Origin of the sequence: Bradyrhizobium sp. DOA1, assembly GCF_001593325.1 — a bacterium.
In the GTDB taxonomy this organism is placed as follows: domain Bacteria; phylum Pseudomonadota; class Alphaproteobacteria; order Rhizobiales; family Xanthobacteraceae; genus Bradyrhizobium.
The window spans coordinates 1072596-1093391 of sequence record NZ_JXJM01000001.1 but is presented as its reverse complement, the minus strand read 5'-3'; the positions used below and the strand labels follow the sequence as shown (position 1 = coordinate 1093391).

Genomic DNA, 20796 nt, shown 5'->3' with positions numbered 1-20796 from the left:
GAGCGCGGGCCCGACCTGCTTGCGGCGATGATCGCGGTGCAGCGCGTCGGCGCGGCCTTCCTCAATCTCGATCCCGACCAACCGCCGGCACGCCTTGCGACCATCCTCGGATCGAGCGGCGCCCGCGTGCTGCTGACCGGACGAGCCCAGTCCGCCATGGTCGAGGCGCTGCTCGAGCCGCTGGTCGAGCGCATCCATGTGGCCGAGCTCGAAGACGTGATCGCGCCAGCGGTGACCAAGCCTGTCCGCGCCGCACCGCGTGCCGCCTCCAGCCTCGCTTATCTCGTCTACACGTCCGGCTCCTCCGGCGCGCCGAAGGGTGTCATGATCGAGCAGCGCGGCCTGTCGAACCATCTGGCCTCGCTCATCGCCGAGCTTGGCCTCTCGCCCAGGGACGTGATCGCGCAGACCGCGCCGCAGAGCTTCGTCATCTCGGTCTGGCAGTTCCTCGCCGGGCTCATGGTCGGAGCACGCGTGCATGTCTGCGGCACCGCGATCGTGCAGGACCCGATTCGGCTGGCGCAGGAGATCGAGCGCGAAGGCGTTACGGTGCTCGAGATCGTGCCGTCGCTGCTACGGGTGGTGGTCGAACGCATGAGCGAGGCACAGGTCCGGCGCGCCTTCGCCAAATTGCGATTGCTGATCTCCACCGGAGAGCCGCTGCCCGTCGAACTCTGCAGCGCCTGGTTCGCGCGCTGCCCGAAAGTGCCGCTGATCAACGCCTATGGCGCCTCGGAATGTTCCGACGACGTCTCCCTGCATCGCCTGACCAAGGCGCCGGCAATCGCGACCGGCAACATCCCGGTTGGCGCTCCGCTGCCGAACACCCAGCTCTACGTGCTCGACTCAGAGCTCCAGCCGCTGCCTGTCGGCGTCACCGGCGAGCTCTGCATCGGCGGCGCCGGCGTCGGCCGCGGCTATATCAACGATCCCGCGCAGAACCGGCAGCGTTTCCTGCCCGATCCGTTCTCGCGCCGGACCGGCAGTCGGCTTTACCGGACCGGCGACCTCGCCCGCCGCCGCGCCGATGGCACGATCGAATGCCTCGGCCGCGCCGACCATCAGGTCAAGATCCGCGGCTACCGGATCGAGCTCAAGGAGATCGAGAATGCGCTTGCCGCGCATCCCGACGTGCGCGCCGGCATCGTCGAGGCGCGCCGCGAGGCGAGCGGCGATGTCAGGCTGGTCGCCCATATCGTTGCATGGCCCGGCAGCAGAGGCAGCGCCGCCGAGCTGCGCGAATTCCTGAAGAGCCGGTTGCCCGGTCACGCCATCCCGTCCGCCTTCCTGTTCCTCGATCAGGTGCCGCTCAACGCCCATGGCAAGCTGGACCGGTCGGCACTGCTGGCGCCGGCGCTCGAGGAGGCGTCCGGACCGGAAACGGCCGTGCCGGCGCGGCGCTTCACTGAGAAGGTGCTTTCCGACATCTGGCTCGACCTGCTCAAGGTCGAGAGCATTGGCGTCACCGACAATTTCTTCGATCTCGGCGGCCACTCGCTGCTCGCGGGCCGGACCATGGCGCGTATCGCCCGTGCGCTCGGGGTATCGCTGCCGATCAAGACGATCTTCGAGGCCCCGACCATCGAAGAGCTTGCCCGGCAGGTCGATGCGGCGGTGGCGGCAAAGCCGCGCAAGCCTGCCGCGAGCGGGCCAAGGCTGGCCGAAAGAAGCCTCGCCGATAGCAGACCTGCGCCGCTCTCGATCGCGCAGGACCAGATGCTGCGGATCGAGCAGAACCTGCCGGATCTGCCGCTGTTCAACCTGCCCTTCGCCTTCCGCCTCCAGGGACCGCTCGATCCAGCCGCCCTGGCGCAGGCGATCGACGACGTCGTGCGCCGGCACGAATCGCTGCGCACAGCGTTCGGCCGGCGCGGCGGAGAGCCCGTCAGCCGCATCTCGGCCCCCGACGCCGTTGCCCGTGTCCTGACGGTCGAGACCATCGGCGATGGTCATCCCCACCGCAACAAGCGGCGCAGAGCGCTCGAGCTCAGGAAGATCGAACTGCTGATCGAGCGAGAGACCTTCACCCCGATCGAGACCACGCGTGCGCCGCTGCTGCGCGCGCGGCTGTTGCGGCTCCATGACGACGAACACGTGCTGCTGCTGACGTTGCATCACGCCGTCGTCGACGGCTGGTCGATCGGCGTGTTGTTCGAGGAATGGTCCAATCGCTATGCGGCGCTGGCCGGATATCCATCCGTGCCGCTCCTGAGGCCGCCTCCGGCTTTCTCGGACGTTGCGCGCTGGCAGCGCTGGTGGTGCGGCACCGACGCGGCCCGCCGTCAGGCCGCCGACTGGACCGAGAATTTGCGCGGCGCAAGCCGGCTCTTCGACGGCAAATCAAGCCCGAGCGCATCCACGGGGCGTCACCCGGTCAACCTCGAGCCCGATTTGATCGACCGGCTCACGGCCTGCGCCGCGCAGCACAATGCCACCCTGTTCATGTGCCTCCTCACCGGCCTGAAGGCGCTGCTGCTGACGCGAACGGGCCGCACCGACATCGCGGTCGCCACCGCCATGGCCAATCGTGCCCAGCCGGACACCGACCGGATCGTCGGCCCGTTCGAGAACACGGTCATCATCCGCACCAAGCTCACGCCGGAGGTCTCGTTCGCGCACGCCTTGGCGCGGGTGCGCCAGAGCGTGCTGGACGCGCATGCGCGGCAGGAGCTGCCGTTCAACATCCTTGCCGACCATCTGGAGCGGGAGGGGATCGATCCCGCCGCGCTGCTCCAGGTCTATTTCACCCTGCAAAATCCGCTGCGCCAGCCGCTCGATCTGCCCGATCTCGTGACCGAGTCGATCGGCAACATCGCGCGCGAAGGCCAGCCCGTGCTGCCGATCGACCAGACCTGGCTGTCGCTGATGCTCAAGGAGCGTCCGACCGGAATCACCGGTTCATGCAATTACAAGCGCGACTTGCTCGACGGCCATATGGTCGGCGCATGGATGGAGGATCTCGTCGCGCTTCTGGCGGCCGCTGTCGCCGAGCCCAACATGCCGCTCGGCCGATTGCTCGCTCGCAGGGCGGCATGACCGACAGGCCGTGCAGGACGGGGCTAATACGGAGTTGCTCGCCGAAGCTGTGAATGAGCGAGTTGCATCTTGATTATTTGGCGCTAGCGCGCAAGATTGTTCTCGCGTTTTGATTTTGGACGATCATTTGAACCGGGGAGTGTTATGGGTTTCATCAAATTTGCCAAGGGCACCACGTTGAGCGACAAGGATCGCAAGGCCCTTCAGAAGCTGCTCACCGCCGAGAAGAAGAAGCTCCAGTCCGCGCTGAAGGACGTCGACGCCAGCCTTTCGTTGCTGGGCGGGTCGAAGAAAGCAAAGAAGAAGAAGAAGTAAGCTTCGTCGGCCGGAACGCCGTACGATCTTCAGATTTTGGGCTTTCGGAGTTGGGCCGCTTGTGCGTCGCATTGGGGTCTCGCACAAGCTTGCGCCTGTAAACCGGCCTGCAAATCGACAAGAAATTGCCCGGGTGTACCGCTAGGAGCGGTCCGCCCAGGTTGCTTCTTGCTCCGTTGATTCTTCCGTCGGGATCGGGTTTGGCCTCGCCCGACGCCAAAGGCCTATTTGATGGCAGACGACAGGATTGAACTATTCGTTGGACTGATCGAAACCATCGACGCGCCAGGCGCGGTCGATGCGTGCCGGCGCCTGCTTTCGGTCGACGAACGGGCCAAGGCCGACCGTTTCATGTTCGAGCGGCATCGACGGCAGTATATCTTCGCGCATGCCATGCTGCGCATGGCGCTGTCGCAGGTCGCCTCCAATATTGCGCCCACCGACTGGTCCTTTGGTGCCGGCCGTTATGGCCGGCCGTTTGTCGCAGCGCCCAAGACGTCGGCCGCACTGCATTTCAGCCTGTCGCATGCCGACGGCTGCGTCGCCTGTGTCGTGTCGCGGCATGAGGCCGTTGGCGTCGACGTCGAAACCGTGTCCCGGCGCGTCGCGCCGCTGTCCACGGCGCTTCGCTTCTTCGCCCCGGAAGAGGTCGAAGTCTTGCGCGGACTGCCCGAACCGGCCGCGATCGAGCGCTTCTTCGACTATTGGACGCTCAAGGAGGCCTATCTGAAGGCCAGGGGCTTCGGGCTCAACCTGCCGCTCGATGCCTTCGCCATGCAGGTGTCGCACGAGGCGATCGAGATCAGCTTCAAGCCCGACATCGTCGACGACCCCCATGGATGGCGCTTCTCGCTGTGCTCGCCATCGCCCTCGCACCGCCTCGCGATCGCCGACGGCTCCCGTGCGGCCGGCGGCCTTCCCATCAGCCGCAACGCCTGGCCGCTCCGGGAAGCGGCTGAATGACGGCTCCGCGGCTGCGCGTCTTTCCGGCGATTTCACGCAACCGCGATCCCAAGGCATATGTCGGCGAGTTGATGCGGGTGGCCCGCTTCGCCGACCAGAACGGCTTCGAAGGCATTCTGCTGTTCGAAGGCAACGACGTGTTCGTCGAGCCCTGGGCGATGGCCCAGCACATCATCGCGGAGACGGCGCGATCTTCGCCGCTGATTGCGGTCAATCCGGTCTATATGCATCCGTTCACGGCGGCGAAGTTCGTCTCGTCCTTCGCGCAGCTCTACGGCCGCAAGGTCTATCTCAACATGATCACGGGCACCGCGGTTAGCGACTTGCAGGGGCTGGGTGATGACGCCGCGCATGCCGACCGCTACGTCCGGCTCGGCGAATTCGTCACGCTGATGCGCGAGTTGCTCGCAAGCCCGCGGCCGCCGGCCAGAACGCCGAGCTTGCGGACAATGGCTACTGGCTCCTGCCGTTCCTGACCTTCCAGGCCGACTGTCCGTACCTGGTCGGCAGCTACGCCGACATCGGCGCGAAGCTGAGGGAATTTGCGGCGAAGGGCCTGACCACTGTTATGCTCGACATGGTCGCCGACGAGACCGAGATGCAGCACGTGCGCAAGGCACTGGCGGCGAGCGGGATGTTCTGACTGTTCCCCGTCATTGCGAGCCAACGGGCCCGCGCGTAGCGCGGCCCGATGACAGGCTCCGCGAAGCAATCCCGAGTCTTCCCCCGGCATCAATCTGGATTGCTTCGTCGCAAGGGCTCCTCGCAATGACGAGGTGGATGCAGCACGGTCAGGACAACGAAAATCACCGCGCCTCTTCGAACCCTGCCAGCACCGAGGTTAGGTTTGCGCCCAGGATATCCGAGAGATAGCCGCCCTCCTGCACGAACACGGTCGGCAGGCCCATCTTCGCGATGGCTTGGCCGATGCGGCGGAAGCCGGGCGTGGTGACGGCCAATCCCTTCAGCGGATCGTGCTCGGAGGCGTCCAAGCCGAGCGCGATGACGAGCGCGCCCGGCGCGAACGACTCGATCGCCCTGCGCGCGACGTCCAGCGCCTGCATGTAGCCGTCATCGCCGGTGCCGATGGCAAGCGGAATGTTGAGATTGGCGCCGAGGCCGGCCCCCTCGCCGCGCTCATGGGCATAGCCCCACACATAGGGATAATACGCGACCGGATCGGCGTGGATCGAGATCGTGTAGACGTCCGGCCGCTCATAGAAAATTCCCTGCGTGCCGTTGCCGTGATGGACGTCGACGTCGAGGATGACGACGCGCTCGTGCTTCTGCCGCAGATGCGCTGCTGCGATCGCGCTGTTGTTGAGGAAACAGAAGCCGCCGGCCATGTCGCGATAGGCGTGATGGCCGGGTGGACGACAGAGCGCGTAGGTCGCATCCTCGCCGTCCATCACCATCTGCGCCGCGGTGACTGCGACGTCCGTCGCGGCACAGGCGGCGGCCCAGGTGCCGGGCCCGATCGGCGCCGCGGTGTCGGCGGTGTGCCAGCCGAGCTTGCCGACGATGTGGGTGGGATAGGTCGCAGCGTGACGCACCGGGTGGATGTTGCCGATCATCTCCGGGCCGGAATCGCCGAGCGCGGTCCAGGCCTCCCAGGCCTCGCTCAGGAACGACAGATATTCCGGGCTGTGAATCCGCGCGCGGGGACCCTGCCCGAACGTCGTCGGCTCGACCAGTTGATGCTTGCCGTCCTTCAGCCCCTTGAGCAGGCGGTCGGCGCGCTCGGGCTGCTCGGTGGTACGCTTGACGACCCCGCGAACCAAAAAGAATTGCGGATCATGGCTGCGGTGCAGTTCCGTATGGACGGCTTTCACTCAAATACTCCGTGGTCGCGGTTCTTTTGACGTGCCACGAAAGTTTTGGTCCCCGCAGCGGCCAGATGCAAGCAAGAAGAATGCCGCACCTGTCGCGCGGCTCTGCGCCGGTAGCAGATCGTACTCTAGCAGCGGCCGCGCTGGAGACAGTGCTCGCGGCCGACCTGGTCGGTGCGGAAGGATTCGATGAAGCCGCCCTGACGCTGGGTGACGAAGACGGTCTTGCCGTCGCTGCCGCCGAAGGCGAGATTGGTCGGCTCCTTGGCCCGGAGCGCGATCTCGCGCTCGACCACGCCGTTGGGCTTCATCAACGCGATCGCGCCCTTGAGAATGCGCGCGACGTAGAGACGGCCGGTGACGTCGGTGCGCAGGCCGTCGATGGTGTCGGGCTGGAACGACTTGACGAGCTTTGCGTCGACGAGATCGTTGCCCCGGATGCCATAGGACCAGATCTGGCCGCTGCTGGATTCGCCGACATAGAGCGTCTTGCCGTCCGGGCTGAGATCGATCCCGTTGGTCGTGCCCATCGCGCGCGGGGAAGACATCACCTGCCCTTGCACCTTGCCATCGGCGCCCTTCGCAATGCGCCAGATGAAGCCTTCCCGGCCTTTCCAATTGGGATCGCTCGCATAGATCGTGCCGTCGCGTGCGATCGTGATGTCGTTGGGCTGGTTCATCTCGTCGGAATGAAACCACACCGCCGGCACGGCCGTGCCCTTCGGGATCGCGAAGATGTTGTGCTTCTTGTAGTCGGCAATGAACATGGTGCCGTTGCGGTCGAAGCGGATGGCATTGCCGACGCTGCCTTCGGGCAGCACCGTGAACGGCTCCGACGCCGTGCCGCCGGCCGGCAGCCGGCCGATGGTGCCCGGCTTGCCGTAATTGACCACGAACAGGTTGCCGTCGAGATCGGCGGCGGGCCCTTCGATGCCGAACGTGTATTCGCCCGCTTGCGTCACCTGCACGCTTTCGAACAGCTTGGTCGCGGCATCGGCCGGCACCGTCGCGACGAGCAGGATGCTACTGCACAGGCACCAGAAATTCCTGCCGGATGTAATAGCCATCGTCGTCGGTGCACTCGCCGTTCAGGTAAGGATCGGCCGGCCGGAAGAATCGGCTGAAGCCGGGTTTGTCTACAGCGCTCCTTTGTGTCACGACCACGACCTTGGCGGCCGGTATTTCGCCGCATTCCCTGTTGGTCCGGCCAAAGAACTTGCGCTGGGGCGGGCCGGGCTTGATCCGCATGCGCGTGCCCGGGACCATTTTCGCAACGAGCAGGTCCGCGGTGTCGAGCAACCGCGTGTAGCCCGGCTCGGTCTTCGGCAGATTCTCGCCGCCCGGCGGCATCAGCTTCTCGGCGCCGAGACCGCGCAGCCGCGTGCGCAGCTTGCCGGCGTCAGGATCCCCGGGATAGATCCAGCCGTCCTGCGACAGCATGAAACGAAGCACCGCGCCGTCCTTCTCCGCCTCGGATTGGCCCGGCTTGAGGCCGAAATCGGAGTGGCAGCCGGCGCAATGCTTCTCGACGAGGCCCTTGCGCAGCGTGGTGAGGCGGGCGCTGTTCTGTGAATCTCTCGCCACGAAGGCGGCGAGCCGGTCGATCATCGCCGGGCTGCGCGTATCGCAGGGGAGCGGCGCCGGCGCATCGCCCGCGGCGCGATCGATCCGGATCACGGTCTTGTTCTTGTCCTCGACCAGCCAGATCGCGCCGTCCTCCGCCACCGTCATGCCGACCGGGGCGCCTTGCGGCCGCGCGCCATTGACGCGGTGCCAGCCCGAGATCAGCTCCTCGAACGGCGCGGCAGCGACTTCGCCGGCGTCGGTCTGAAAGCTGCGGGTCGGGTCTGCGGCGCAGCTGACATGGTAATGCACCGGCGCCGGCACAGGCTTGGGGAAGCCGCGCTCGTCGACGTCATAGATCAGGACGCGGCTGCCTGTCGGGCGATAGCCGTGCAGTCCGACCAGCAGCTTGCCGTCCAGCTCCGGAAATTTCGTGCCGTGATAATAGAGCATCGCGAGCGGCGCGCCGTGCGGCGGCATCAGAGAAAGCGGCCGCTTATACACCGCGTTGGCGGTGCACAGCGATTTGTACGGCCCCGATTGCAGCACGCTCCTGAATTCCGGGCTCGGCGTCGACACATCGTAGCAATAAGGCCAGCCGTAATGCCTGCCCTGCTCGATCGCGTTGATCTCCTCGTTCGGCTTGAAGACGTCGGGCAGGTCGCGGCTGTTCTCGGCTTGCAGGAAGGCGTAGCCGGCATCGGGAAAGTTCGGATGCAGCACCAGGGCCATCGAGTTGCGCAGGCCGCGCGCATAGACGCTGTGCGGCGGATCGGGATCGCCAGGCTTCAGCGCCGTGAAGACGCCGCCTGCAGGCGGCGTGTACAGCCAGATCGATGCCATTGCGGAGGCGCCTTCGGCGGCCGCGCAAGGCTTGGTGATCGGTGCAGCCCTGACGCAATCATCATCATGTGAGCCAATATTGACGAACAGTCGCCCGTTCCGGTCAAAGGCGAACGGCTTGAGCGGATGCGCGCTCTCTTCGCTTCTCGTACCGTCGGGCAGAGCGATCCGACGGCCCGGCATGTGACGGATGATGGTCTCGACCGTGCCGCGCGGATTGTCGGCGAGCGGGTCGAAGCGGAAGATCGTCTCGGCGGTCGAGGCATAGAGCCTCCGGTCGGGAGCGATCGCCAGGCCGAACGGGTATTCGATCCCGGTCAATAGCTCCTTGAGGCGCTGGCCTTGGGGCGCGTGCGGATCGAGCAGCAGCAGCCGTCCATCGGTGCGGCTCCAGCCACCCATCTCGGCCACCACGAACAGGTCGCGGCCGGGCAGTTGGACGATCGCGCGCGGGAATCTGAGGCGGTCCTCCTCGCTGGCGACGAGGCCGGCGCACAATCCCGCCTTCATGTCGATCTGGAGTCTCGGAAAGGCGCGATCGCCGCTGCCGCAGGTCTCCGTACCGATCGCATAGCCGCTCTTCTTCACCGCTTCGGACGACGCTCCCGGTACGACGCCGAGCAGCGCCCCGGCGACGACAGCCGCAAGCAAGCAGAGGCGTCTGCCTTCACGCCGGAATGTAAGGTAGTTCACGGCAGCTTCCCCGGATTCCCGGTAAACTTGTTCCATGCCGCCGGAGCGCCGTCCAGTTGATGCTCACCCGCCTGTGATCAAACCTGAAACGGCGTTGGCACCGACCAATCTCCGTAAATTCCCTTACCGGGTTCGGCCCGAATGTTTCGCGAATGCCCCGGGTGGTATCAGTTTGCCATCCCCGCCGCTCCCTGCAGGAGGCGTACATGGTCCAGGTCTACTTCCACTGCTCCAATACCGAGGGCACGCTGATCGATCGCTACGGCACCGCGGTCTCCAACCTCACCGAGGCCCGCGACCGCGCCGCCCAGATCATGCGGTCGATGATCCTGACCCCGAGCAGTGAGGATTGGCGCGACTGGGTGATCCATGTCAGCGGTTCCGACGGCGAGGATCTGTTCGATCTCCCCTTCACAGCCATGCTCGGCAAGCCGCATTGAGGTGATGCCATGCTGCTCGCGTCCCTGACCCTGCTCCGCCAGCCCCTCAGCTTCGTCGCCGGCAAATGGCAGACCCTGATGAGGGTCGCAGGCAATCCGTACCGGCCCGAGCTTCACTACATGCGCGGCCCCGGTCCGAAATGGCGCGCCAAGTACCAGGCCAGCCGGCTCGACCGCGGGCTTTGAACGCGGCGACTTCGGCTCTTTCCAGCTAGCGGTCTCTCCACTTGTCATGCCCGGGCTCGTCCCGGGCATCCACGTTTTGTCCTGCGCGAAAGAATGTGGATGGCCGGGACAAGCCCGGCCACGGCGGCGCGGGAAGCGGCGCCGCCTCACCTCCCCGTGAACCTCGCCTTGCGCTTCTCGACGAAGGCATTGCGGCCCTCGATGGCGTCGTTGCTCTTGCGGATGGTGGCCTGGAGCTCGATCTCGCGGCGGAACTGGGCCTCGTAGGTGGCGTGCTCGCTCTCCTCGACCAGCGCGCGGGTTGCGACTAAAGCGCGCGTCGGGCCGTCGGCGAGGCGACGCGCGAGGGCGAGCGCCTCCTCCATCAGCCTGGCATCGTCGACAACCTGCCGCACCAGGCCGATCTCATGGGCGTGCTCGGCGGTCAGCGGCTCGTTCAGCAGCATCAGTTCGAGCGCGCGCTGGCGGCCGATCAGGCGCGGCAGCAGCCAGGTCGAGCCGAGATCGGGCACCAGCGCGATGCGGCTGAACACCTGGATGAAGCTCGCCGACCGCGCCGCGACAATAATGTCGCCGGCCATGGCGAGGCTGAAGCCGCCGCCGGCCGCCACGCCGTTGACGGCGACGACCACGGGCACACGGCATTCGCGCAACGCCTTGAAGGCCGGCCAGTAGAACCGCATCACGCCGGCTGCGATGTCCTCGCCGAGCGCTTCGGATGCCTTCAAATTCTGTCCTGAGCAAAATCCGCGCCCGGCGCCGGTGAGGATCAGCGCACGGATGTCTTCGTACCGTGTCATCTCGGCGACGGCGCTGGCCAATGCGCCGAGCAGGTCCGGCGTCATCGCATTCAGGCTCGCCGGCTCGTCGAGCGTCAGGATCCCGACTGCGCCATCCCGCGCCTGTTTCACACCAGCCATGTCGCGTCTCCCTTGCGATGTTCTCGTTGGCGGCAATGTGCCATTGTCCGCCGGCTTCGCCAATCGCGGAGCCTCGAATTCAACGCAGCGAAGCCATCGACGAGCATCAAGACGACATCATGCCTCACCAGTTCAGCCTCAACCAAACCGTCCGCAAACCCGCCGTCACATCCAAGGGCGGCATCGTCGCCTCGCAATCGCGGCGGGCGGCTGAAGTCGGAGCGGAGGTGCTGGCCGCGGGCGGCGACTGCGTAGATGCGATCGTCGCGACCACCATGGCGCTGAACGTGCTGGAGCCCTGGAATAGCGGTATCGGCGGCGGCGGCGCGATGGTGCTCTACCGCGCCAAGGAAAATCGCACCGAGGTGATCGACTACGGCATGTGCGCGCCGCAGAGCCTGCGCGCCGCCGACTACCCGCTCAGCGGCGAAGGCGCCGCCTCCGATCTCTTCCCCTGGCCGCGGGTGAAGGACGATCGCAACGTCCATGGCCCCCGCTCGATCGCGGTGCCCGGCGTCGTCGCCGGAATGGAAGAGGCGCATCGCCGCTATGCCAAGATGCCGTGGAAGGACCTGGTTGCGCCGGCGGCGAAGCTCGCCGGCGAAGGCCTGCTGGTCGATTGGTGGACGACGGTGACGATCTCGGGCTCGGCCGCCGATCTCAGGCGCTATCCCGCAAGCGCGGCCGCCTATTTGAAGGATGGCCTGCCGCCGAGCGCGCCATGGGGCATCAAGGCCGAGACGCGGCTGCCGCAGGATGGCCTGAAGGCGACGCTGTTGCATCTCGCCGAGGCCGGCCCGCGCGATTTCTACCAGGGCGATCTCGCCAGGAGCATCGCCTCCGACATCAAGGCCGACGGCGGCTCGCTGTCGGTCGAGGATCTCGCCGCATTCCGTGCCCATCCGCGCGCGCCGCTGGCGATCCCCTATCGCGGCGGCAAGGTGTTCGCGACGCCCGAGCTCACGGCCGGGCCGACCATGGCGCATGCGCTGCGCCTGTTGCAGCAGAGCTTGACGCCGGCGGCCGCACCGGATGCCCGCGCCTATGTCGAATATGCGCTCGCCTTGCAGGCTGCCTTCCGCGAGCGCCTCAAGGACATGGGCGATGCCGACGGCAAGCGCTCGCTCGGCGCCGAATATTTGGCGCCCGCCTGCACCACGCATTTCTCGGTGGTCGATCGTCACGGCAACATGGCCGCGGTGACGCAGACGCTGCTGTCGTCCTTCGGCTCGAGATATGTGACGCCGCACACCGGCATCACCATGAACAATGGCATCATGTGGTTCGACCCGACGCCTGGCACTACCAACTCGCTCGCGCCAGGCAAGCGCTGCCTTTGCAATTACACGCCCGTCATCGCCGAGACGAAGGACGGCAAGCGCCTCGCCGTCGGCGCATCCGGCGGACGCCGCATCCTGCCCTCCGTGATGCAGCTCGTGTCCTTCGCGATGGATTTCGGCATGGACCTCGATGCCGCCATCCATCAGCCGCGCATCGACGCCAGCGAAGGCGCGGTCGTGATCGGCGATGCGCGACTGCCGGAGGACGTGCGCAAGGCGCTGGGCGCGCGCTTCGACTACGAAGAAAGCCGCGTACAGACTTTGCCGCAGAAGTTTGCGTGCCCGAGCGTGGTGATGCGCGAGGGCGACACGAATTTCGGCGCGGTCGAGATCTTCCAGCCCTGGGCCGACGCGGTCGCGGAAGGCTGAGCGGACGCATCGATGCGAGATGATGCTAACGCGCGTTGAGCGCTCGCACGACTACGCATCTGCGCGAGCGTCACGACTCCTCCACATTCGCAGGGAACTTACGCACCCACAGTTCGCTCATTGAGCGGACAAGTGCGCTCACCTCCGGAGGACACGATGAAGAAATTTGCGCTCGCCGCGTCGCTGATCATTGCGGCTGGCTTAACAATGACAGGCCCTGCACTCGCCAAGGGCGGACATGGCGGCGGCCATGGCCATGGACATAAGAGTCATGGTCACGGCCACAAGTTCGGCCATTACCATGGGGCGCCGCACGGATGGCACCATGGACGCAAGGTCGGCTGGCGCGGTCACGGCTGCCCGCCCGGCCTCTGGAAGCAGGGCCGCTGCTGACCCTACGTCTGCGTTGATGCAAGGCGTCGCCTGAAACCGGGCGGCGCCTTTCTCACATGCCGAGCCGGTCGCGCACGCGGCCCGCGATCACGGCGGTCGTCACCCCGACCGGCCAGAAGGCATGCATCGCGATCGGCTTGATGCCAGTGACCGGCATGTCGATCTCGGCCTTTGTGCCGCCGATCAGCCGGCGGGCGAGCTGCGCGCCCATCGCGGTCGAGAGCGCGACGCCGCGCCCGTTGCAGCCGAGCGAGATCAGGATGTTCTCCGCGGGCTCATGCACGTGAGGGTAATGATCCGCAGTGATGGCGAGCCGGCTATTCCAGCCGTGCGTCCAGGCGACACCCTTCAGCTGCGGCCACAGCCGCTCCGCATAGCGCATGAGATAGGCGACGTCGTTCGGCGATTTGATCCAGCGCATCGGTCCGCGGCCGCCCATCAACAGGCGATTGTGCTGATCAATGCGGTAATAGACCGTGATATGGCCGCTCTCGTAGAGCACGGGACGGGTCGGCATGATCGAACGTGCCACCGCATCGGAGAGCGGCGCGGTGGCGGCAATCGATGAAAACACCGGCACGATGGTGCGGCGGAGCGCCGGCCAGAGATCATCGGTGAAACCATTGGTGGCGAGCAGGACCTTGTCGGCATGAAGGACGGCGCGCGGCGTCTCGATGCGCCAGCGCGAGCCCTCGCGGCGCAGTGACAATGCCGGCGTCTCGCCAAAGACCTTCGCGCCCGCCGAGATCGCGGCGCGCGCAAGGCCGCGGGCGTAGCTGAGGGGATGCAGGTCACCGCCGCGGGTATCCAGCATGGCGCCGATGTAGCGGTCGGTGCCGGTCATCTCGCGCAGTTGCTCGCGGTTCAGATAGGTCACGGGCATGCCGCGGCGGATGCATTGCTGCGCAGTCTTCTCGATCGCGGCGGCGCTGGCTTCATTGTAGGCCGCGCGCAGCGTGCCGTTCTGGCGCGCTTCGCAGGGAATCTGGTAGCGGCGGATCAGATCATGGGTGAAATTCGTGGTGCCGTAGGAGAATGCGATCATGCGGCGGCCGAGCTCCGCGCCGAAATCCGCCTCGATCTGATCGGGATCGTGCTTGAGCCCGGGATTGGTGTGGCCGCCATTGTTGCCGGACGCGCCCCAGCCCGGCTCCTGCGCCTCCAGCACCAGCGCCTCGACGCCCTGCTCGGCCAGATGCAACGCGGTCGATAGGCCAGTGTAGCCGCCGCCGATGATCGCGACGGAGACATTCTTGTCCACGTCGAGCGGCGGCGTGGCCACCGGCGCGACGGCAGTGTCGGCATAGATCGAAGGCGGCAAAGGCAGGCGCGTCGTCATGGCAAAGACCGATCAGAGCGGATGCAGCACGCGGCGCAGAAAGTCCTGCGTGCGCGGATGCTGGGGTTGATTGAGCAGCGCCTTGGCCGGCCCCTGCTCGACGATGACGCCGCCGTCGATGAACAGCACGCGGTCGGCGACGTCGCGGGCAAAGCCCATCTCGTGGGTGACGACGACCATGGTCATGCCGTCGTCGGCGAGCTTGCGCATCACGCCGAGGACGTCGCCGACCAGTTCAGGGTCGAGCGCCGAGGTCGGCTCGTCGAACAGGATCGCCTTCGGCTGCATCGCGAGCGCCCGCGCGATGGCGACGCGCTGCTGCTGGCCGCCGGAGAGCTGCGGCGGATGCGCATCGGCCTTCTCCGCGAGCCCGACCTGGGCCAGCAGCGCGCGGCCGCGCTCCAGCGCCTGCCCACGCGGCTCCTTCTTCACGAACAGCGGCCCTTCGACCACATTCTCCAGCGCGGTGCGATGCGGGAACAGGTTGAAGCGCTGGAACACCATCGAGACCTGGGTGCGGATGGCGACGATCGACGGCGCGTCGCGGTCGACCTTCAAGCCTTCGACGCTGATCTCGCCGCGGTCGTAGCTTTCGAGCCCGTTGATGCAGCGCAGGATGGTCGACTTGCCCGAGCCGGAAGGGCCAATGATGCAGACCACCTCGCCCTTCTCCACCGACGCATTGATGCCCTTGAGCACCTCGACCTTGCCGAAGCTCTTGTGAACGTCGTTCAGCTCGATCATCGCTTGCCGGCCCGCTTCTCGAAGTGACGGACGAGCAGGATCAGCGGGATGCTCATGGTGAGATACATCAGCGCCACCAGGGTGAACACGCTGGTGTTCTTGAAGGTCGAGGAGGCGATCAGCTTGCCCTGCAGCGCGAGCTCGGCGACCGTGATGGTCGAGGCTTGCGAGGAATCCTTCAGCATCATGATCATGACGTTGCCGTAAGGAGGCAGCACGATGCGCACGGCCTGCGGCAGCACCACGCGGCGCATGGTGAGCCACCAGCCCATGCCGATCGACTGCGCGGCCTCGATCTGCCCTTTGTCGATGGCCTCGATGCCGGCGCGGAAATTCTCCGCCTGGTAGGCCGAATAGGCGATGCCGAGCCCGAGGATCGCGGCCTGCAAGGCCGACAGCGTGACTCCGAGATCAGGCATCACGAAGTAGAGGTAGAACAGCAGCACGATGATCGGGATGCCGCGGATCACGTTGATCAGGCTGGCGCTGAGCATCGACAGCGCCTTGATGCCGGAGACCCGCATCATCGCCCAGATCAGGCCCAGCACCGTCGACAGCAGCAGCGAGCCGACCGTGACGATGATCGTCAGCGCGACGCCGTTCAACAGGATCGGGAAGAACTCGACGGCGTCGCGCCAGAAGCCTTTCATCGGGCAGCCTAGTCTCTACCGATCAACCCTGTGCCTTCAGGCCCCATTTATCGAGGATCTTGTCGATGGTGCCGTTGGCCTTGAGCTTCGCGAGCGAGGCGTTGATCTTGCCGAGCAGCGCAGTCTCGCCCTTGCGCACCCCGATGCCGACCGAGCCGACCGTAACGGGCTTGTAGCCATCGACGAGACGAACCTCGGGGAAACCGCCCTGCTTCAGATTGTAGGCGAGGATCGGATAGTCGGCATAGCCGGCCTTGAGGCGACCGGTGTTCACGTCGCGCAGGATGTCCGGGATGGTGTCGTAAGCCTTGACCTCGGCGAACAGCCCGGTTTTCTTCAGCGCGTCGACGAAGGCGGTGCCGACCTGGGCGCCGACCGTCTGGCCCTTGAGATCGTCCTGGGTAGCATAGGCCTTGGTATCGCTCTTCGGCACGACGAGGCCTTCGCCATAGGTGTAGATCGGGTCGGAGAAGTCGACCACCTCTTTGCGCGGCGGCGTGATGAACATCGCGGCCGCGATGATGTCGATCTTGCTCGAGGTCAGCGACGGGATCAGCGCCGAGAACTGCATCGGCTCGATCTGCACGTTGAAGCCGGCGTCCTTGCCGATCTCGGTGACGAGATCGACCATGATGCCCTGGATGGTGTTGGTCTTGGTGTCGAGGAAGGTGAAGGGAATGCCCGTCGGCGTCGAGCCGACCTTCAGCACCTGCTGCGCCGAGGCCGGCGTCACCGCTGCAATTGCGAGTGCCGCGACCGCGGCCTGGACAAAACGCTTCATCGCATCCCCCTTTGGGTCCGGCCGATGTCGGCACTGGCGCGTGTCAGGATCAGACGTTGCGGACCAGGCTGTTTCGGCCTATTTTCACCAATATGAAAATTTGGTCACACTTTCGCGGATCACGCAAGTGGTTTTCATGCACATGAAGGAAGCGATCTGACGTGAGCGGTGGCAAAAGAATGCGCAAACCGGCCGCCGCAAAGCCGGCGAAGCCGCAGGCCAGAACCAAGGCCGTCGCCAAAGCCAAGGAGCCCGCGATGGATATCGCGGTCGGCCGCCGCATCAGGGATATCAGGCGCGTCAGGCAATTCTCGCTGGAAACGGTCGCCGCGCGCACCTCGCTGTCAATCGGCTTCCTCAGCCAGATCGAGCGCGGCCTGTCATCACCCTCGCTCCGGGTGCTGGCGACGCTCGCCGACGTGTTCGGGGTCGGCATCGCCGCGCTGTTCGGCGCAAGCCCGAGCGCCGAAGGCGGATCCGACCAGGTCGTGACGCGCGCACCTCAGCGGCCCGAACTGAAACTCTGGCGCACCGGCGTGTCCAAGCAATTGCTGAGCCCGGCGAGCGCCGACAACAAGCTCAACCTGTTCCTGGTGCATCTCGACCCCGGCGGCTCGACCGGCGGCGAGCTTTACACCCATGACGGCGAGGAAGCCGGCCTGGTGCTCGAAGGCGAGATGATGCTGACGGTGGACAGCGAGACCTGGTCGCTGAAGATCGGCGACAGCTTTCGGTTCGCGAGCCGCAGGCCGCACCGGTTTTCCAATCCGGCCGAGGATGCGAAAGCGGTGGTGCTGTGGGTGAATTGCGTGACGCGGGCGGACTGAAGGCGCTCAGCAAACGCCGCGCCGCAGAAGACATCCGCGACGTTTCCATACCGTCATTGCGAGCGCAGCGAAGCAATCCAGATTCTCTCCGTCGAGATAGTCTGGATTGCTTCGTCGCAAGGGCTCCTCGTAATGACGCGGCGAGAGTCTTAGCCAAACCGGTGCTTGTACCGCTCCACCGACAGCTCACTCACATCAATGTCCGCCTTCTTGCCCGACAGCATGTCGGCGAGCACGCGGCCCGAGCCGCAGGACATGGTCCAGCCGAGCGTGCCGTGGCCGGTGTTGAGGTGGAGATTGGCGTAGTGCGTCGGGCCGATCACGGGCGGGCCGTCCGGCGTCATCGGACGCAGGCCGCTCCAGAACATCGCCTTGGACAGATCGCCGCCGCGCGGGAACAGATCGGTCAGCGAATGGTCGAGCGTCGCGCGGCGGGCGTCGTAGAGCTTGTCCGAATAGCCGGAGATTTCCGCGGTGCCGCCGACGCGGATGCGGTTGCCGAGGCGTGTGATCGCGACCTTGTAGCTCTCGTCCATCACGGTGGATTCCGGCGCGCCCGAGGCGTCCTTGATCGGCACCGTGATCGAATAGCCCTTCACGGGATAGACCGGCAGCGAGATGCCGAGCGGCGCCAAGAGGCGCGAGGACCAGCTACCGAGCGCGAGCACGTAAGCGTCGGCCTGCAGCAGGCCGGCGCTGGTCGCAACACCGCTGACCCGCGCGCCGTCGGTGACGATGCGGTCGATCCCGGTATTGAACATGAACTTCACGCCGAGTGCTTCGGCGTTCTTGGCCAGTGCCTGCGTGAACATGTGGCAGTCGCCCGTCTCGTCCTGCGGCAGGCGCAGCCCGCCGACGAACTTCTCCTTGACGCCTGATAGCGCCGGCTCGGCCGCGATGCAGCCCTCGCGGCTCAACACCTCGAAGGGCACGCCATATTGCTTGAGCACGGCGATGTCCTCGGCCGTGCCGTCGAGCTGGGCCTGGTAGCGGAACAGCTGGAGCGTGCCCTGCGCGCGCTCGTCATATTGAATGCCAATGTCGCGACGCAGGTCGCGCAGGGAGTCGCGGCTGTATTCCGCGATCGGAATCATCCGGCTCTTGTTCACTGCATAGCGCGCACTGGTGCAGTTGCGCAGCATCTTGAGCAGCCAGACCCACATGACGGGATCGAGCTTCGGCCGCACCACGAGGGGGCCATGCTTCATCAAGAGCCATTTGATGGCCTTCACCGGCACGCCGGGGCCGGCCCAGGGCGAGGAATAGCCGGGCGACACCTCGCCGGCATTGGCGAAGGAGGTCTCCAGCGCCGGCTCGGGCTGGCGGTCGACGACGGTCACTTCATGGCCGGCCCGCGCGAGGTAGTAGGCAGAGGTGACACCGATGACACCGCTGCCGAGGATCAAGACTTTCACGCTTCGTCAAACTCCCGCGGCATCACGCTCGCCGCTGCAAGAACAATACTCCGCAACGGCGAGAGCAATTATCAGGCCACCTTCTTGATGGCGTCGCCGAGGATCGAGACCATCTGGTCGATGTGGCTCTTCTCGACAATGAGCGGAGGCGACATCGCGAAAGAGTCGCCGCTCATGCGCAGATAGAGCCCGGTGTTGAAGCAGTCGACCATGACGTCGTAGCCGCGCGCGCCCACGACGCCGTCGCGCGGCGCGAGCTCGACCGCGCCCATCAGGCCGCAATTGCGGATGTCGACGACGTTCGGCAGGCCTTTCAGCGAATGCAGCGCATCGCGCCAATATTCGGCGATCGAGGCACCGCGCGTGAGCAGGCCTTCGTCCTTGTATATGTCGAGCGTCGCGATGCCGGCGGCGCAGGCGGTCGGATGCGCCGAATAGGTGTAGCCGTGAAACAGCTCCATCTGGTTCTCGGGGCCGACCATCATGCCGTCGTGCACCTTGCGGCTCGCGAACACCGCGCCGCAGGGAATGGTGCCGTTAGTGATGCCCTTGGCGGTCGTCATCAGGTCCGGCGTGACTCCGAAGAAATCGGCGGCGAACGGGGTGCCGAGGCGGCCGAAGCCGGTGATGACCTCGTCGAAGATCAGGAGGATGCCGTGCTTGTCGCAGATCTCGCGCAGGCGGTTGAGATAGCCTTTCGGCGGCGGCAGGACTGCAGTCGAACCCGGCACCGGCTCGACGATCACCGCGGCGATGGTCTCGGCACCGTGCAAGGCCACCAGACGCTCGAGATCGTCGGCGAGCTCGGCGCCATGCTCGGGCTGGTCCTTGGCGAAGGCGTTGCGGGTAAGGTCGTGGGTGTGACGGATGTGGTCGACGCCCGGCAGCAGCGTGGTGAAAGCGCGGCGGTTGGCGACCATGCCGCCGACCGAAGTGCCGCCGAAGCCGACACCGTGATAGCCGCGCTCGCGGCCGATCAGGCGGGTACGGCTCGCCTGGCCGTTGGCGCGGTGATAGGCGAGCGCGATCTTCAGCGCGGTGTCGACCGATTCGGAGCCGGAGTTGGTGAAGAAGACGCGGTCAAGGCCCTTCGGCGCAATCTCGGCGAGGCGCTCGGCGAAATCGAAGGCGAGCGGATGGCCCATCTGGAACGAGGGGGCGAAGTCCAGCGTCATCAGCTGGCGCTCGACCGCGGCGGCGATCTGCTTGCGGCCATGGCCGGCATTGACGCACCAGAGGCCGGCGGAGCCGTCGATGACCTTGCGGCCGTCGACGGTGGTGTAGTGCATGCCCTCGGCCGAGGAGAACAGGCGCGGCGCCTTCTTGAACTGCCGGTTGGCCGTGAACGGCATCCAGAACGAGTCGGTCTTGATAGTGTTCGGAATCTGATGAAGGGTCACGGCCGCGCTCCTTTGCTGACGACCTAGCAGAGGCACGGCTTCAGATGCGCAACAAGTCCTTTTCTAGTGGCCTGCAAGCCATTGATTCCGCTGGGGCTGCCGGTCCATATTTGCGCGATCCGCAACACCTGCAACACCGGATCAGGGCTAGGACCAGGACATGAGCGTCGACATCGGCGGACGGCTGCGATTCATCCGGGCGCGTCACAAGCTGTCGCAGCGGGAACTGGCCAAGCGTGCCGGCGTCACCAATTCGACGATCTCGCTGATCGAGTCCAACCAGATGAACCCGTCGGTCGGCGCGCTCAAGCGCATCCTCGACGGCATCCCCATGGGGCTCGCCGAGTTTTTCGCGCTGGAGCCGGAGTCGAGGCGCAAGATCTTCTACCGTGCCGAAGAGCTGACCGAAGTCGGCAAGAAGCCGATCTCCTATCGCCAGATCGGCGACAACCTGTTCGGCCGCAGCCTGCAGATCCTGAAGGAGCGCTACGAGCCCGGCAGCGACACCGGACGCGTCCACCTGGTCCATGACGGCGAGGAAGGCGGTATCGTGATCTCCGGCAAGCTCGAGGTCACCGTCGAGGACGAACGCCGCATCCTCAATCCCGGCGATGCCTATTATTTCGAGAGCCGACGCCCGCATCGCTTCCGCTGCGTCGGCGGCAAGCCGTGCGAAGTGATCTCGGCCTGCACGCCACCGACGTTCTGAAGCGCGATCGATCCCATCCGGACTGTTTCGGAGGCGGAGCG

19 protein-coding genes and 1 pseudogene are annotated in these 20796 nt (G+C 65.8%); 10 read left to right on the top strand and 10 right to left on the bottom strand.

All coding sequences use genetic code 11. From position 1 onward, the window contains the following. From SE91_RS05115 to SE91_RS05105, 4 genes and pseudogenes are all read left to right on the top strand, one after another. The coding region (locus SE91_RS05115) for a non-ribosomal peptide synthetase (protein ID WP_156489954.1) at positions 1 to 3036 on the top strand (3036 nt) is incomplete at its 5' end. Positions 3037 to 3180: 144 nt separating this feature from the next. Next, positions 3181 to 3351: a hypothetical protein gene (locus SE91_RS36900; RefSeq protein WP_008561869.1), complete on the top strand. Its 171-nt coding sequence runs from the start codon at positions 3181 to 3183 to the stop codon at positions 3349 to 3351. Positions 3352 to 3582: 231 nt separating this feature from the next. Beyond that, the gene (locus SE91_RS05110) at positions 3583 to 4314 is read left to right on the top strand and encodes a 4'-phosphopantetheinyl transferase family protein (RefSeq protein ID WP_061846806.1); all 732 of its coding nucleotides are present in this window, start codon (positions 3583 to 3585) and stop codon (positions 4312 to 4314) included. Further along, positions 4311 to 4957 (top strand): annotated as a pseudogene (locus tag SE91_RS05105) (LLM class flavin-dependent oxidoreductase). Before SE91_RS05110 ends, SE91_RS05105 begins: the two are co-directional and overlap by 4 nt. A 163-nt stretch (positions 4958 to 5120) precedes the next feature. Here SE91_RS05105 and SE91_RS05100 read toward each other — a convergent pair. The 3 genes from SE91_RS05100 to SE91_RS05090 form a co-directional block, all read right to left on the bottom strand. Next, the gene (locus SE91_RS05100; protein WP_061846805.1) at positions 5121 to 6146 is read right to left on the bottom strand and encodes a histone deacetylase family protein; all 1026 of its coding nucleotides are present in this window, start codon (positions 6144 to 6146) and stop codon (positions 5121 to 5123) included. Between the two features lie 125 nt (positions 6147 to 6271). After that, complete coding sequence (locus SE91_RS05095; RefSeq protein ID WP_061846804.1) at positions 6272 to 7210, bottom strand: SMP-30/gluconolactonase/LRE family protein; 939 nt, start codon at positions 7208 to 7210, stop codon at positions 6272 to 6274. After that, positions 7167 to 9242: a PQQ-dependent sugar dehydrogenase gene (locus SE91_RS05090; protein ID WP_061846803.1), complete on the bottom strand. Its 2076-nt coding sequence runs from the start codon at positions 9240 to 9242 to the stop codon at positions 7167 to 7169. Before SE91_RS05090 ends, SE91_RS05095 begins: the two co-directional genes overlap by 44 nt. Positions 9243 to 9448: 206 nt before the next feature. Between SE91_RS05090 and SE91_RS05085 the strand changes: the two genes are divergently transcribed. Together SE91_RS05085 and SE91_RS36895 are read left to right on the top strand one after the other, a co-directional pair. Continuing rightward, a complete protein-coding gene (locus SE91_RS05085) occupies positions 9449 to 9682 on the top strand; it encodes a DUF6894 family protein (protein WP_008561893.1) in 234 nt (77 codons plus the stop codon). A 9-nt stretch (positions 9683 to 9691) separates the two neighbouring features. After that, positions 9692 to 9868, top strand: a complete 177-nt coding sequence (locus SE91_RS36895; RefSeq protein WP_167520588.1) for a hypothetical protein — start codon at positions 9692 to 9694, stop codon at positions 9866 to 9868. A 146-nt stretch (positions 9869 to 10014) separates the two neighbouring features. Here the strand turns inward: SE91_RS36895 and SE91_RS05080 are convergent, their stop codons facing one another. After that, positions 10015 to 10788 carry an enoyl-CoA hydratase-related protein gene (locus SE91_RS05080; protein WP_061846802.1) on the bottom strand — a complete coding sequence of 258 codons (774 nt, stop codon included), beginning with the start codon at positions 10786 to 10788 and terminating at the stop codon, positions 10015 to 10017. A gap of 119 nt (positions 10789 to 10907) precedes the next feature. Between SE91_RS05080 and SE91_RS05075 the strand changes: the two genes are divergently transcribed. Both SE91_RS05075 and SE91_RS05070 read left to right on the top strand, forming a co-directional pair. After that, entirely contained in the window at positions 10908 to 12497 is a 1590-nt protein-coding gene (locus SE91_RS05075) for a gamma-glutamyltransferase family protein (RefSeq protein WP_061850974.1), read from the top strand. Positions 12498 to 12653: 156 nt separating this feature from the next. Next, positions 12654 to 12890, top strand: a complete 237-nt coding sequence (locus SE91_RS05070; RefSeq protein WP_082813666.1) for a hypothetical protein — start codon at positions 12654 to 12656, stop codon at positions 12888 to 12890. A gap of 52 nt (positions 12891 to 12942) precedes the next feature. On the opposite strand, the gene SE91_RS05065 is transcribed toward SE91_RS05070, so the two are convergent. From SE91_RS05065 to SE91_RS05050, 4 genes are read right to left on the bottom strand one after another with little or no spacing between them, the layout of a single operon-like run. Then, a complete protein-coding gene (locus SE91_RS05065) occupies positions 12943 to 14229 on the bottom strand; it encodes an NAD(P)/FAD-dependent oxidoreductase (RefSeq protein ID WP_061846800.1) in 1287 nt (428 codons plus the stop codon). A gap of 12 nt (positions 14230 to 14241) precedes the next feature. Continuing rightward, positions 14242 to 14973 (bottom strand): amino acid ABC transporter ATP-binding protein, encoded by a 732-nt coding sequence (locus SE91_RS05060; RefSeq protein ID WP_061846799.1) that lies wholly within the window; start codon positions 14971 to 14973, stop codon positions 14242 to 14244. Then, the gene (locus SE91_RS05055) at positions 14970 to 15623 is read right to left on the bottom strand and encodes an amino acid ABC transporter permease (protein WP_061846798.1); all 654 of its coding nucleotides are present in this window, start codon (positions 15621 to 15623) and stop codon (positions 14970 to 14972) included. Before SE91_RS05055 ends, SE91_RS05060 begins: the two co-directional genes overlap by 4 nt. 22 nt (positions 15624 to 15645) lie before the next feature. Then, entirely contained in the window at positions 15646 to 16404 is a 759-nt protein-coding gene (locus tag SE91_RS05050) for an ABC transporter substrate-binding protein (RefSeq protein WP_061846797.1), read from the bottom strand. 179 nt (positions 16405 to 16583) lie between these two features. Between SE91_RS05050 and SE91_RS05045 the strand changes: the two genes are divergently transcribed. Continuing rightward, on the top strand, positions 16584 to 17231 hold the full coding sequence (locus SE91_RS05045) for a helix-turn-helix domain-containing protein (RefSeq protein WP_061846796.1): 648 nt from the start codon (positions 16584 to 16586) through the stop codon (positions 17229 to 17231). 149 nt (positions 17232 to 17380) lie between these two features. On the opposite strand, the gene SE91_RS05040 is transcribed toward SE91_RS05045, so the two are convergent. After that, entirely contained in the window at positions 17381 to 18646 is a 1266-nt protein-coding gene (locus SE91_RS05040; RefSeq protein WP_061846795.1) for a D-amino acid dehydrogenase, read from the bottom strand. Positions 18647 to 18717: 71 nt separating this feature from the next. Then, positions 18718 to 20046: an omega-aminotransferase AptA gene (gene aptA / locus SE91_RS05035; protein ID WP_061846794.1), complete on the bottom strand. Its 1329-nt coding sequence runs from the start codon at positions 20044 to 20046 to the stop codon at positions 18718 to 18720. 160 nt (positions 20047 to 20206) lie between these two features. Between aptA and SE91_RS05030 the strand changes: the two genes are divergently transcribed. Continuing rightward, on the top strand, positions 20207 to 20755 hold the full coding sequence (locus tag SE91_RS05030; protein ID WP_008561958.1) for a cupin domain-containing protein: 549 nt from the start codon (positions 20207 to 20209) through the stop codon (positions 20753 to 20755). Positions 20756 to 20796: the final 41 nt, after the last annotated feature.